The 13,602-nt window shown below is 73.1% G+C and carries 9 protein-coding genes; 7 read left to right on the forward strand and 2 right to left on the reverse strand.

Translation table 11 applies throughout. The features are described from left to right. The first annotated feature begins 250 nt into the window (after positions 1–250). The 3 genes from polA (at position 251) to NI25_RS29280 (ending at position 5,693) form a co-directional block, all read left to right on the forward strand. Positions 251–2,974, forward strand: coding sequence for a DNA polymerase I (polA, locus tag NI25_RS29270; RefSeq protein ID WP_061445315.1), 2,724 nt, complete (start codon positions 251–253; stop codon positions 2,972–2,974). 445 nt (positions 2,975–3,419) lie between these two features. After that, on the forward strand, positions 3,420–3,722 hold the full coding sequence (locus NI25_RS29275; RefSeq protein ID WP_233520786.1) for a hypothetical protein: 303 nt from the start codon (positions 3,420–3,422) through the stop codon (positions 3,720–3,722). Positions 3,723–3,908: 186 nt separating this feature from the next. Continuing rightward, positions 3,909–5,693: a lytic transglycosylase domain-containing protein gene (locus NI25_RS29280; protein WP_061445317.1), complete on the forward strand. Its 1,785-nt coding sequence runs from the start codon at positions 3,909–3,911 to the stop codon at positions 5,691–5,693. A gap of 52 nt (positions 5,694–5,745) precedes the next feature. Here NI25_RS29280 and NI25_RS29285 read toward each other — a convergent pair whose 3' ends face one another. Together NI25_RS29285 and NI25_RS29290 are read right to left on the reverse strand one after the other, a co-directional pair. After that, on the reverse strand, positions 5,746–8,583 hold the full coding sequence (locus tag NI25_RS29285; RefSeq protein WP_061445318.1) for an ATP-dependent RNA helicase: 2,838 nt from the start codon (positions 8,581–8,583) through the stop codon (positions 5,746–5,748). Positions 8,584–8,648: 65 nt separating this feature from the next. Further along, positions 8,649–9,311, reverse strand: a complete 663-nt coding sequence (locus NI25_RS29290; RefSeq protein ID WP_123060239.1) for a class I SAM-dependent methyltransferase — start codon at positions 9,309–9,311, stop codon at positions 8,649–8,651. Positions 9,312–9,869: 558 nt separating this feature from the next. Here NI25_RS29290 and rpsA point away from each other — a divergent pair. The 4 genes from rpsA (at position 9,870) to NI25_RS29310 (ending at position 13,579) form a co-directional block, all read left to right on the forward strand. After that, entirely contained in the window at positions 9,870–11,378 is a 1,509-nt protein-coding gene (gene rpsA, locus NI25_RS29295) for a 30S ribosomal protein S1 (RefSeq protein WP_061445320.1), read from the forward strand. A 161-nt stretch (positions 11,379–11,539) separates the two neighbouring features. Then, complete coding sequence (locus NI25_RS29300) at positions 11,540–12,478, forward strand: PAC2 family protein (RefSeq protein ID WP_061445321.1); 939 nt, start codon at positions 11,540–11,542, stop codon at positions 12,476–12,478. Between the two features lie 32 nt (positions 12,479–12,510). Further along, positions 12,511–13,149 (forward strand): dephospho-CoA kinase, encoded by a 639-nt coding sequence (gene coaE, locus NI25_RS29305; RefSeq protein ID WP_061445322.1) that lies wholly within the window; start codon positions 12,511–12,513, stop codon positions 13,147–13,149. Positions 13,150–13,198: 49 nt separating this feature from the next. Continuing rightward, entirely contained in the window at positions 13,199–13,579 is a 381-nt protein-coding gene (locus NI25_RS29310; protein ID WP_061445323.1) for a tetratricopeptide repeat protein, read from the forward strand. The last annotated feature ends 23 nt before the right edge of the window (positions 13,580–13,602 follow it).

Here is a 13,602-nt window from a genome sequence, read left to right on the forward strand (position 1 = left end):
CCTCGCACGCGCCGACGGCAGCGAGGTCGTTCGGGTCGGTGCGGGGCCGGCACGCAGTGGTCGCCGACGGAACGATGGCGGGCTACTGCCGCCGGGCGGAGGAGGCCCCGAAGGGGCGCGGGGCTCCGTTCGGTGTGCGGCTCCGCCGCGTGGGCGCGACCAGGCGCAACGCACCCGCAGACGGACCGCCGCGCCAGGCCGCAGGCGATCCCGGCGCCGACTGTCAGTGGCGCATGGCAGGATCGGAGGCGTGGCGAAGACAGCATCGAAGAAGACCGACAGCACCTCCGGTGGCCGACCGCGGCTCATGCTCATGGACGGGCACTCGCTGGCGTACCGCGCGTTCTTCGCGCTGCCCGCGGAGAACTTCACGACCGCGACGGGCCAGCCGACCAACGCGATCTACGGCTTCGCGTCGATGCTGGCCAACACCCTGCGTGACGAGGCGCCCACCCACTTCGCGGTGGCGTTCGACGTCTCCCGCAAGACCTGGCGGTCCGAGGAGTTCACCGAGTACAAGGCGAACCGCTCCAAGACCCCGGACGAGTTCAAGGGGCAGGTGGAGCTGATCGGCGAGCTGCTCGACTCCATGCACGTCCCCCGCTTCGCCGTCGAGGGCTTCGAGGCGGACGACGTCATCGCCACCCTCGCCACCCAGGCCGAGGCCGAGGGCTTCGACGTGCTGATCGTCACCGGCGACCGGGACTCCTTCCAGCTGGTCAGCGAGCACACCACGGTCCTGTACCCGACCAAGGGCGTCTCCGAGCTGACCCGCTTCACGCCGGAGAAGGTCTTCGAGAAGTACGGACTGACCCCCGCCCAGTACCCCGACTTCGCGGCGCTGCGCGGCGACCCGTCCGACAACCTGCCCGGCATCCCGGGCGTCGGCGAGAAGACGGCCGCGAAGTGGATCAACCAGTTCGGGTCCTTCGCGGAGCTGGTCGAGCGCGTCGACGAGGTCAAGGGCAAGGCCGGGCAGAATCTGCGCGACCACCTGGAGTCCGTCAAGCTCAACCGCCGGCTCACCGAGCTGGAGCGGCGCGTCGAGCTGCCGAAGACCGTCGCCGACCTGGAGCGGACGGCGTACGACCGCAAGGGCGTCGCGGTGATCCTGGACACCCTGGAGATCCGCAACCCCTCCCTGCGCGAGCGGCTCTACGCAGTCGACCCGGGCGCCGAGGAGGCCGAGGCCGCCCCGGTGGTCGCGGACGGCGTGGAGCTGGACGGCACCGTCCTGGGCACCGGCGAGCTGGCCGGCTGGCTCGCCGAGCACGGAGACCAGCCGCTCGGCGTCGCCACGGTCGACACCTGGGCCCTGGGGACCGGCTCGGTCACCGAGGTGGCACTGGCCGCGGCCGACGGGAAGGCCGCCTGGTTCGACCCGACCGAGACCGACGAGGCCGACGAGACGGCGTTCCGGACCTGGCTCGCCGACCCGGACCGGCCGAAGGTCCTGCACAACGCCAAGGGCGCGATGCGCGTCTTCGCCGAGCACGGCTGGAGCGTCGCCGGCGTGGGCATGGACACCGCGCTGGCCGCCTACCTGGTCAAGCCGGGCCGCCGCTCCTTCGACCTGGACGCGCTGTCCCTGGAGTACCTGCACCGCGAGCTGGCCCCCGCCGCCGCGGCCGACGGGCAGCTCGCCTTCGGCGCGGACGAGGGCGCCGAGGCCGAGGCGCTGATGGTGCAGGCCCGCGCCGTCCTCGACCTCGGCGAGGCCTTCGAGGGCCGCCTGGCGGACGTCGGCGCCGCCGACCTGCTGCGCGACATGGAGCTGCCCACGTCCGCGCTGCTCGCCCGCATGGAGCGGCATGGCATCGCGGCCGACCGGGAGCACCTCCGGGCCATGGAGCAGATGTTCGCGGGCGCGGTCCAGCAGGCGGTGAAGGAGGCGCACGCGGCGGCCGGACGAGAATTCAACCTGGGCTCGCCCAAGCAGCTCCAGGAGGTTCTCTTCGGCGAGCTGAACCTGCCGAAGACCAAGAAGACCAAGACCGGCTACACCACCGACGCCGACGCCCTGGCCTGGCTCGCCGCCCAGACGGACAACGAGCTGCCGGTGATCATGCTCCGCCACCGCGAGCAGGCCAAGCTGCGCGTCACGGTGGAGGGCCTGATCAAGACGATCGCCGCGGACGGCCGCATCCACACCACGTTCAACCAGACGGTCGCCGCGACCGGCCGCCTCTCCTCCACGGACCCGAACCTGCAGAACATCCCCGTCCGCACCGACGAGGGCCGCGCGATTCGCCGCGGGTTCGTGGTCGGCGAGGGCTTCGAGTCCCTGATGACGGCCGACTACAGCCAGATCGAGCTGCGGGTGATGGCCCACCTGTCCGAGGACGCGGGCCTGATCGAGGCGTTCACCTCCGGCGAGGACCTGCACACCACCGCGGCGGCCCAGGTCTTCTCCGTCGAGCAGTCGGCCGTGGACGCGGAGATGCGCCGCAAGATCAAGGCCATGTCCTACGGGCTGGCGTACGGCCTGTCCGCCTTCGGCCTGTCCCAGCAGCTCAACATCGAGGCGGCCGAGGCCCGCGGCCTGATGGACGCCTACTTCGAACGCTTCGGCGGCGTACGCGACTACCTGCGCCGGGTCGTCGACGAGGCACGGGCCACCGGCTACACGGCCACCCTCTTCGGCCGTCGCCGCTATCTGCCCGACCTCAACAGCGACAACCGCCAGCGCCGCGAGGCGGCCGAGCGCATGGCTCTGAACGCGCCGATCCAGGGCACGGCGGCCGACATCGTCAAGATCGCCATGCTGAACGTGGACAAGGCTCTGACCGAGGCCGGCCTCGCCTCTCGCATGCTCCTCCAGGTCCACGACGAAATCGTCCTGGAGATCGCCCCCGGCGAGCGCGCGCAGGCGGAGGAACTGGTCCGCCGCGAAATGGCCAACGCGGTGCGGCTCAGGGTCCCCCTGGGCGTCTCGGTGGGCGCGGGCGGCGACTGGGAATCGGCAGCGCACTGACCCCGGCCTGCCGCCGCAGCCCCGGCTGCGGGCAGTCGCTGTGCCGCCCCAGCTGCGAGCAGTCGTGCCGCTGGGGCGGCCGGGTGGGCGGTGGGAGGTACCGCCCAGGCCGTTCAGGCACGGGGGAAGACACCCCGCAACGCCGGGCTGCGCACCCACCCCGCCCCATGCCGGCCACTCCATAGCACCGGGTTGGGCTCCGGCCCCGCCCGGGCCGGCCACGCAGGCGCCCCGGAGCGCGCGCACCCCGTCTCCGCACCCCGCAGCCCGCGCCGGGCGGGGGCGGGGAACACCCCCGTTCCACCCGCCCGCCCGCCCCCGTCACTCCGGTGGCCCCCGAGGAAACGCCGCGACCCCGCTCTCCCCCCAGGATGCGGGCATGGGTATACGCATGCTCCACCACCGGACGACACCGGCACGGGCACGCACCGACGGACCCGCCCGCGTGCCACTTCTCCCGGTCCCGGTCTTCGCGCCGGGCGCAAGTACCGGCCGCACCCCCGCCACCCTCAGGACGGTCCTGCACCGCACCTCGAAGGACCTCCGCCGCAGACTCACCCCCCGGGCCCCGGGGGCCGCAGTCCCGCACCGGACACCTGCCTGGCGCCTGTGGGCCGACCTGGCCCGCGGATACCTGGCGCTGGCCCTCACCCTGCTGCCCCGGCCCCGCCCCGCCCGCACCGTCACCGTGTTCGTCGCGAGCACCGACCCCCTGGGCGCGCGCCCCGGAGGCCCGGCTCCGTACTGACACCCCCGGCACCGCGGCGGCCGTGTGGCGGAGGGCGGGCGCCACCACAATTCCTCATATGGGCAAGTGGTGAATATCGGGCACGAACGGGTGCCCGCGCAAAGCAAGTTGTCGTAGTGTCGCCTGCGGCCCCGTACGGGTCGGACGGACAAGGACGCGTGGGCGTTCAGGGGAGGGGTTCACTCTATGGCGGCGCATTTCGACAGGAGGCTCCGCAAGGCGGCGGTCACCACCACCGTCGCGGCGGTCGCGGTCGCGGCCCTGTCCGCGTCCCAGGCTCCCGACGTGACGGCCGACGGCAACGGCAGACAGACCACCTCCGACAACGTGCCGACGTCCGACACGCCCGCCGCGGACAGCGCCACCGGCAACTCGCCCTACTACACCGACCTGCCGCCGCTCAACAGCCCCAGCCCGGCCCCGACCACGGGCACTCCCACGTCCCCGGGCTCGTCCGAGGCAGGCATTCCCGCGACCGTCCTCGACGCCTACAAGAAGGCCGAGTCGGAGCTGCGCCGTGCCAAGCCCGGCTGCAACCTGCCCTGGCAACTGCTCGCCGCCATCGGCAAGGTGGAGTCCGGTCAGGCCCGCGGTGGCCGCGTCGACGCCAACGGCACCACGATCGGCAGGATCATCGGCCCGCAGCTCGACGGCAACGGCTTCGCGCTCATCAAGGACACCGACGACGGCGTCTACGACGGCAACAGCCAGTACGACAACGCCGTCGGCCCGATGCAGTTCATCCCGTCCACCTGGGCGTGGGCGGGCCGCGACGGCAACGGCGACGGCAAGGAAGACCCCAACAACGTCTACGACGCCGCGCTCGCCGCCGGCCACTACCTGTGCCGCTACGACTGGGACCTGTCGGACCAGGCCGACCTCAACCGCGCCATCCTCAGCTACAACAACTCGCAGGACTACCTGAACACGGTCCTGTCGTGGCTGGAGCACTACCGCAAGGGCACCCACGAGATCCCGGACGGCACCGGCAGCCTTCCGGTCGGCCGCAGCGACGACACCGACGCGGGCGCCAGTCCCTCGCCGGGCCGCACGGGCGCGAACACCGGATCCCCGGCTCCGAGCACCCCGAGCCCGGGCAAGCCGCCGGCCTCGGAGAAGCCCGCCAAGCCGGGAAGCCCGAGCACCAAGCCCCCGACGGAGCCGGCGCCGCCGACCGAGACCCCCGCCCCCACACCCACGCCGACGCCCACCGACACCGTTCACCATCTGGAGAACGCCGGCACCACGGGCCTCACCGCGACCGCGGGCGACACCTTCGCCAAGAAGATCAGCACCCGCGCCGAGACCAAGGCCGGAGACGCCGTCGCCAAGGTGCGCATCCGCTTCACCGTCCTGGGCGACACGGATGCCACCTTCGCCGGGGGCGAGAAGGTCGCCGCGGTCACCACCACCGCCTCCGGCGTGGCCGTCGCGCCCGCGCTGGTGGCGGGCGAGCAGACCGGCGCGTTCACCGTCCGCGCCACCGTGGTCGGCCGTACGGTCCCGGGCCTCGACTACAGGGCCACCGTCACCGAGCGCGTCGCCGACACCCTCACCAGCACCGGCCCGAAGGAGCTGACGTGCACGCCGGGCGGCGAGTTCGCCGACCAGGTCGAGGTGAAGGCCACGCTCAAGGGCGCCGTCGCGGACAAGGTGGCCGTCACCGCCACCCTCATCAAGTCGGACGCCGACCCGGCCGAGAACGACAAGGGCCCCTACTTCAAGGACGCCGACGGCAAGGCCGTCCGCACCCTGACCGGCCGGCAGACCGACGCCGAGGGTCTGCTGCGGCTGCCGAAGCTGTACGCCGACGACACCGAGGGCACCTACATCCTCCGGCTCACCACGCCGGGCGGCGCCACCCTCGACATCACCCTGAAGGTGGCCGAGCCGGCCGAACCGACGCCGGACCCGTCGACCGGCCCGTCGGCCTCCCCCTCCGCCCAGCCGTCGACCGCACCGACGGCGTAGGAGCCGTCCCGCCCGCATCCGGCGGGGCGCTCGCCGCCCCGCCGGACGGCGGTCACTTCCCGAGCCGGGCCTTCGTGTACCGCGTCGGCTCCGCCGTGGCCGGGTCCTCGGGCCACGGATGCTTCGGGTACCGGCCGCGCAACTCCGCCCGTACGCTCCGGTATCCGTCCTTCCAGAAGGAGGCCAGGTCCGCGGTGACCGCGGCGGGGCGGCCGGCGGGGGAGAGGAGATGCACCAGGAGCGGCACCCCGGCGACCTCCGGTGACCGCTGCAGCCCGAACATCTCCTGCAACTTCACCGCGAGGACCGGCTGTTCGGGGTTGGTGTAGTCGATCCGGATTCTGGACCCACTGGGGACGACGATCCGTTCGGGGGCCAGCTCGTCGAGCCGCGCCGCCTCCCCGGAGGCCCAGGGCAGCAGCCGTGCCAGCGCCTGCCCGGCATCGATCCGCCCCAGGTCGGCCCGCCGCCGGGCCCGGCCCAGCTCGGGCTCCAGCCACTCGTCCACGCGCGCGAGGAGCGCGTCGTCGGACACGTCCGGCCAGGGCTCGCCGAGATGCCGCCGCAGGAACGCGAGCCGCTCGCGCAGCAGGTCGCCGTCGGCCGACCGGCGCAGCAGCCCGAACCCTTCCTTCCGCAGCCCCTCCAGCAGGGCGCCCCGTACGAGACCGGGGTCGGCCCGGGCGAGGGGCCGTACCGCGAGCTCCACCGCCCCGAGCCGCTCGACACGCCGGGCCACCACGTCCCCGTCGGCCCAGTGCACCTCGTCCCGTCGCGTCAGCAGCGCCCCTGCCGCCAGCCGCGCGGTGTCCTCGTCGACGACCGCGCCGAGCTGCACGCGCGCGTGCCCCTTGCCCACGGGCCGGTCGGCCACGGCGACGGCGATCCACGGCGCCCCACGCAGCGCGGACGTCTCGGACAGCTCCGCCCGCGTCCCGGACACCATCAGGTACGAACCGCCGTCCTTCCGGGCCACCCGCTCCGGAAACGCCAGAGCGGCCACCAGCCCGGCCAGCACGTCCTCCCGGACCCGCTGCCCGCGCTCACCGCCCGCGCCCTCGACAGCGCCCCGCAGCCGCCGCACCTCGGCCCGCCACCGCGCCCCGTACGCGTCGCCGCCCCGGCGAGCGGCCCGCAGCACGGCCGCCAGGTCGTCCCCGTACTCGCGCGGCGGCTCCTCGCTCAGCAGCCCCACCACCTCGGCGACCACCTCGCCCCCACGGCCCCCGTCCCCGCCGGTGCGGTCCCCGCCCGCCGCAGGATCGCCCGCCCCGGAGGCAGCCGCTCCGGATCTGCCGGTCCCGGCACCACCCGACCCGGCGGAGCCCGTCCCGGAACCGCCGGCACCACCGGGCCTCGCCCCGGCTGTCCCGGAGCCCGCGGTCCCCGGGCTCCCGGCCCGGGAGGCGGCCGGTCGTGCGCCGTCGCCGCCGGCGTGTCGTGGCTCCGGCGCTTTCGCCGGCGAGGACACCGGGCCCGGGGACCGCGCGCCGGAGCGGCCGGGAGACGCCGCCGCTTCGGAGGCGGGCCGGCGGGAAACGTCCGCGCTCAGCTCCTCCGCGTCCAGGAGGGCCCGGCCCAGCCGGGGGTGCAGTCCGAGGCGGGCCAGTCGTGTGCCCCGTGTCGTCGCCCGCCCGGCCGCGTCCACCGCGCCGACCGCCTCCAGCACCGACCGGGCGGCCGTCATCGCCCCGCCCGGCGGCGGATCGAGCAGCGCCAGCCCGGACGCGTCCGGATCGCCCCAGCATGCTGCCTGCAACGCGAACGCCGTCAGGTCGGCCACCTTGATCTCCGGCGCCGGGAACCGCGGCAGCCGGGCGTCCTCCGCCTCCGCCCAGCAGCGGTACACCACCCCCGGTGCCTCACGGCCGGCCCGGCCCGCCCGCTGCCGCGCCGCCGCCCGCGAGGCCCGTACCGTCGTCAGCGCGCTCAGCCCGCGCGCGTGGTCCACCCGCGGCTCCCGCGCGAGGCCCGCGTCCACGACCGCCCGCACGCCCGGAACCGTCAGCGACGACTCGGCCACCGCGGTCGCCAGCACCACCCTGCGCCGCGCCCCCGGCGCCAGCACCGCGTCCTGCACTGCGGCGGGCGCCCGGCCGTGCACCTGGAGCACGTCGACGTCCCCGAGCGACCCCAGCCGCCCGGCGACACGGGAGATCTCGCCGACCCCCGGCAGGAAACACAGCACGTCCCCGTCCCGCTCGGCCAGCGCCCGCCGCACCACCGACGCCACGTGCGTGAGCAGTGCCGGGTCCACCCGCATCCCGTGCGGCGGCCGTACCGGTCGCGCCGGTGGCGCCCAGACGACCTCGACGGGGTAGGACACGCCCGGCGCCTCGACGACCGGCGCGTCGCCCAGCAGGCGGGACCAGCCCTCCGCGTCGGTCGTGGCGGACGCGGCCACCAGCCGCAACTCAGGACGCAGGGTCTGCCGCACGTCCCACAGGAACGCCGCCGTCGTGTCCGCGTCCAGATGCCGCTCGTGGCACTCGTCCAGCACCACGACGTCGACGCCCGTCAGCTCCTGGTCCCGCTGGAGCCGCTGCAGCAGCACACCGGTCGTGACGACCTCCACGCGCGCGTGGCGCCCGACCACCCGTTCACCGCGCACCGTGTACCCGACGCGCTCGCCCGGCTTCTCGCCCAGCAGCCACGCCATCCGCCGCGCCGCCGCCCGCGCCGCGATCCGCCGCGGCTCGGCCACGACCACGCGCCGCGCGGGAGCGTCCTCCCCGCCCAGCAGCCCGGCCAGCGCCAGCGGCACCAGCGTGGTCTTCCCGGTGCCGGGCGGCGCGACCAGCACCGCCGTGCCGTGCCCCTCCAGGGCGTCGTGCAGCGCGGGCAGGGCACCGCGCACGGGCAGCGCGTCCAGGGCGTCGTAACGGATCACGCCCCCAGTGTCGTACGTCCGCGAAACCGTCCTCCGCGCGCGTGGCGGCGACGCTCCCGTACGGCTCAGTCGCGCTCGCAGACGAAGATCGCCGTCCCCGGGATCAGATGCCCGCGCAGCGGGGACCAGCCGCCCCACTCCGAGGTGTTCCAGTCGGGCCACTCCGGCTCCACGAGGTCCACCAGGCGGAACCCGGACGTCACCACGTCCCGCACCCGGTCCCCGAGCGTCCTGTGGTGCTCGACGTACACCGCGAGGCCCTGGTCGTCCTGCTCCACGTAGGGGGTGCGGTCGAAGTACGACGCGGACACCGACAGGCCCTCGGGACCCGGCTCGTCCGGGAACGCCCAGCGCAGCGGATGCGTGACCGAGAAGACGAAGCGGCCGCCGGGCCGCAGCACCCGGCGCACCTCCCGCAGCACCAGCCGCGGGTCGGCGACGAACGGCAGCGCCCCGTACGCCGAGCACGCCAGGTCGAACGAGCCGTCCGCGAAGGGCAGCACCGCCGCGTCGGCGCACACCAGGGGGAACGAACCGCCGATGCGCAGGGCGTGCTGGAGCTGGCGGTGGGAGAGGTCCAGGGCCACCGGACGCGCGCCCTGGGCGGTCAGCCAGCGCGAGCACTGGGCGGCGCCGGCGCCGATCTCCAGGACGTCCTTGCCCTTCAGCTCCTCCGGCGGGCCGAGCAGCTCGGCCTCCACCTCGTCCAGGCCCTCGGGACACCACACGAAACGGCCGTCGCCGAGGAAGGTGCCGTGCTCGGCCTGGTACTCGTCCGCGTTCCGGTCCCACCAGCCGCGGTTGGCCCGGGAACTCTCCGTGACACCGGCGGCACGCCGGGTCGCCTCGGGCTCGTGTTCTTCGGCTCCGTCGGCCCCGAATGCGGCCTCGGACGTTACGGGCTCTTGGATGACCGGCTCCCTCGTACTAGTCTGCGGGCTCTTCCGTGCCGCCCGCCCCGTGTGTCACGCAAGGGGCATCCAGGGGTCCGTGTGGCCTCGGGAGACGGCTTTTGTGCCGGGTATGCGAGGATCCGCCCCGGGTGTGCGGCTTCGTGCATTGACCCTGCCCGGCTGCCCCCGTATGCTACAAGTTGCGCTGCGGGCCTGCGCACCTCAGACGTAGCAGGTCGCGCTCGCATCTGTTGTATGTCCCCTCGGTTCTCGAGGCGTCACCAGTGGGTTTCGGTGAGGCTTCCTTGGCTGTCCGGCTTCTGCAGAGCGAAACGGGCTCCCGGCGTAAGCAGTACCTACGACTTCAATGTCCGTACCGGAGCCCTTTCCCACATGACGAGCAGCACCGAGACCACCGCCACCACCCCGCAGGTTGCGGTCAACGACATCGGTAACGAGGAAGCCTTCCTCGCCGCGATCGACGAGACGATCAAGTACTTCAACGACGGCGACATCGTCGACGGCGTCATCGTGAAGGTCGACCGGGACGAGGTCCTGCTCGACATCGGTTACAAGACCGAAGGTGTCATCCCGAGCCGCGAGCTCTCGATCAAGCACGACGTCGACCCCAACGAGGTCGTCGCCGTCGGTGACGAGATCGAGGCCCTGGTCCTCCAGAAGGAGGACAAGGAAGGCCGCCTGATCCTCTCGAAGAAGCGCGCCCAGTACGAGCGTGCCTGGGGCACCATCGAGAAGATCAAGGAAGAGGACGGCATCGTCACCGGTACCGTCATCGAGGTCGTCAAGGGTGGTCTCATCCTCGACATCGGCCTCCGCGGCTTCCTCCCGGCCTCCCTGGTCGAGATGCGCCGTGTCCGCGACCTCCAGCCCTACGTGGGCAAGGAGCTCGAGGCGAAGATCATCGAGCTGGACAAGAACCGCAACAACGTGGTCCTGTCCCGCCGTGCCTGGCTGGAGCAGACCCAGTCCGAGGTCCGCCAGACGTTCCTCACCACCCTCCAGAAGGGTCAGGTCCGTTCCGGCGTCGTCTCCTCGATCGTCAACTTCGGTGCCTTCGTGGACCTGGGTGGCGTCGACGGTCTGGTCCACGTCTCCGAGCTGTCCTGGAAGCACATCGACCACCCGTCCGAGGTCGTCGAGGTCGGCCAGGAGGTCACCGTCGAGGTCCTCGACGTCGACATGGACCGCGAGCGTGTCTCCCTGTCGCTGAAGGCGACCCAGGAAGACCCGTGGCAGCAGTTCGCCCGCACCCACCAGATCGGCCAGGTCGTGCCCGGCAAGGTCACGAAGCTGGTGCCGTTCGGTGCGTTCGTCCGCGTGGACGAGGGCATCGAGGGTCTGGTCCACATCTCCGAGCTGGCCGAGCGCCACGTGGAGATCCCGGAGCAGGTCGTCCAGGTCAACGACGAGATCTTCGTCAAGGTCATCGACATCGACCTCGAGCGCCGCCGCATCAGCCTCTCGCTGAAGCAGGCCAACGAGGCCTTCGGTGCCGACCCGTCCGCGGTCGAGTTCGACCCGACCCTGTACGGCATGGCCGCGTCCTACGACGACCAGGGCAACTACATCTACCCCGAGGGCTTCGACCCCGAGACCAACGACTGGCTCGAGGGCTACGAGACCCAGCGCGAGGCCTGGGAGACGCAGTACGCCGAGGCCCAGCAGCGCTTCGAGCAGCACCAGGCGCAGGTCATCAAGTCCCGCGAGGCGGACGAGAAGGCCGCTGCCGAGGGTGTCGACACCGCGGGTGCGGCCCAGGCCGCGTCCGGCAGCGGTGGCGGCGGCTCGTACTCCTCCGAGGGCGGCGACAACTCCGGCGCCCTCGCGTCGGACGAGGCGCTGGCCGCGCTGCGCGAGAAGCTGGCCGGCGGCCAGAGCTGAAGCTCTGAACACCGGCCGCTGACACACAGCGGTTTGCAGCACAGCGGTTGACCGAGGGGCCGCACCTTCCGAGGTGCGGCCCCTTCGGTGTGCCTCCCGCGGGAATGCCCCACCCCGCAACGGCGTTGTCACTTGTGAACACGAGGAGGGGAGCGGTCACCGTGCTTGATCCGCAGGATTTGTACGCCTGGGAGCCGAAGGGCCTTGCCGTCGTCGACATGGCACTCGCCCAGGAGTCTGCCGGACTGGTCATGCTGTACCACTTCGACGGATACATCGACGCCGGCGAGACCGGCGACCAGATCGTCGACCAGGTGCTCGACTCGCTGCCCCACCAGGTCGTCGCCCGCTTCGACCACGACCGGCTGGTGGACTACCGGGCCCGCCGGCCGCTGCTGACGTTCAAGCGCGACACCTGGTCGGACTACGAGGAGCCGGCCATCGAGGTGCGGCTCGTCCAGGACGCCACCGGGGCGCCGTTCCTGATCCTGTCGGGCCCCGAGCCGGACGTCGAGTGGGAGCGGTTCGCCGCCGCAGTACGGCAGATCGTGGAGCGGCTGGGCGTGCGCCTGTCGGTGAGCTTCCACGGCATCCCCATGGGCGTCCCGCACACCCGGCCCGTGGGCATCACCCCGCACGGCACCCGCACCGACCTCGTGCCGGGCCACCGCAGCCCCTTCGAGGAGGCACAGGTCCCCGGCAGCGCGGAGGCGGTCGTCGAGTACCGGCTCGCGCAGGCCGGCCACGACGTGCTCGGCGTCGCCGCCCACGTCCCGCACTACATCGCCCGCTCCCCGTACCCGGACGCGGCGCTGACCGTCCTGGAGGCGATCACCGCGGCGACCGGTCTGGTGCTGCCGGGCATCGCGCACTCCCTGCGCACCGACGCCCACCGCACCCAGACGGAGATCGACCGGCAGATCCAGGAGGGCGACGAGGAGCTCACCGCCCTCGTCCAGGGCCTGGAGCACCAGTACGACGCGGCCGCGGGCGCCGAGACCCGGGGCAACATGCTCGCCGAGCCCGTCGAGATCCCCTCCGCGGACGAGATCGGCCGTGAGTTCGAGCGCTTCCTGGCGGAGCGGGAGGGCGACAACTGACGCCGTGACCGGCACCCCCTAAGCTTCCGCTCATGCTGAAGGTTGGCCTGACCGGCGGGATCGGCGCCGGCAAGAGCGAGGTGTCCCGGCTCCTCGTCGAGCACGGCGCGGTACTGATCGACGCCGACCGGATCGCGCGCGAGGTCGTCGCCCCCGGGACGCCCGGACTCGCCGCGGTCGTGGCGGCGTTCGGCGAGGACGTCCTCGCCGGGGACGGCGGCCTGGACCGGCCCAGACTGGGCTCGATCGTCTTCTCCGACCCGGAGAAGCTGGCCGTCCTGAACGGCATCGTGCACCCCTTGGTCGGGGCACGCTCCCGCGCGCTGGAGGAGGCCGCCGCCGAGGACGCCGTCGTCGTCCACGACGTCCCCCTGCTCACGGAGAACGGCCTGGCACCGCTGTACGACCTCGTGGTCGTCGTGGACGCCGACCCCGCCACCCAGCTCGACCGGCTGGTACGGCTGCGCGGCATGACCGAGCAGGACGCGCGGGCGCGCATGGCCGCGCAGGCGACGCGCGAGCAGCGCCGGGAGATCGCGGACGTCGTCGTGGAGAACGACGTACCGCTGGAGGAGCTGCGGCGGCGCGTGGACGAGGTGTGGGCCGACCTGGTGCGCAGGGCGCACACGGAAGCGCCCACGCAACCGCACTCGGAACGGCGCACGGAATAGCGAACCTTCCGCGCGCGTTGATGCCTTCCAGCGAGGGAAGGACTCAGCCGTGCCCGAGACAAGCGGTCCGATCGGACGTACTCCGGAGACTGACGTCATCGACTTCCGCGCCGCCGAGCAACTGCTCGCCGCGCGGGACCCGCGTGGCGCGGTGAAGCTGCTCGACGGGGTCATCGGCGCCCACCCCGAGAACACCGCCGCGCGGATGCTGCGTGCGCGCGCCTTCTTCGCGGCGGCGCAACTGCGACCGGCCGAGCTGGAGTTCACCATCGTCCTGGAGCGGGAGCCGGACAACGCGTTCGCACACTTCGCGCTCGCCCGCACCTACGAGCGCCGCGGCTGCCCCGACCAGGCCCGCCGCCATTTCCGGCTGGCCGCGGCGCTGGACCCGAACCCGGAGTACCTGCAGCAGGCGCGGTTCGACTCCTGACGGTCCCCGCCCCGGCGGGGCGG

Origin of the sequence: Streptomyces sp. CCM_MD2014 (assembly GCF_000772045.1) — a bacterium.
GTDB classification, from domain to species: domain Bacteria; phylum Actinomycetota; class Actinomycetes; order Streptomycetales; family Streptomycetaceae; genus Streptomyces; species Streptomyces salinarius.

What these genes read in the sequence shown, in the direction of transcription:
- coaE (WP_061445322.1), top strand. Translation starts at nt 12,511, where the DNA reads ATGCTGAAGGTTGGCCTGACCGGCGGGATCGGCGCCGGCAAGAGCGAG.
- rpsA (WP_061445320.1), top strand. Translation starts at nt 9,870, where the DNA reads ATGACGAGCAGCACCGAGACCACCGCCACCACCCCGCAGGTTGCGGTC.
- NI25_RS29280 (WP_061445317.1), top strand. Translation starts at nt 3,909, where the DNA reads ATGGCGGCGCATTTCGACAGGAGGCTCCGCAAGGCGGCGGTCACCACC.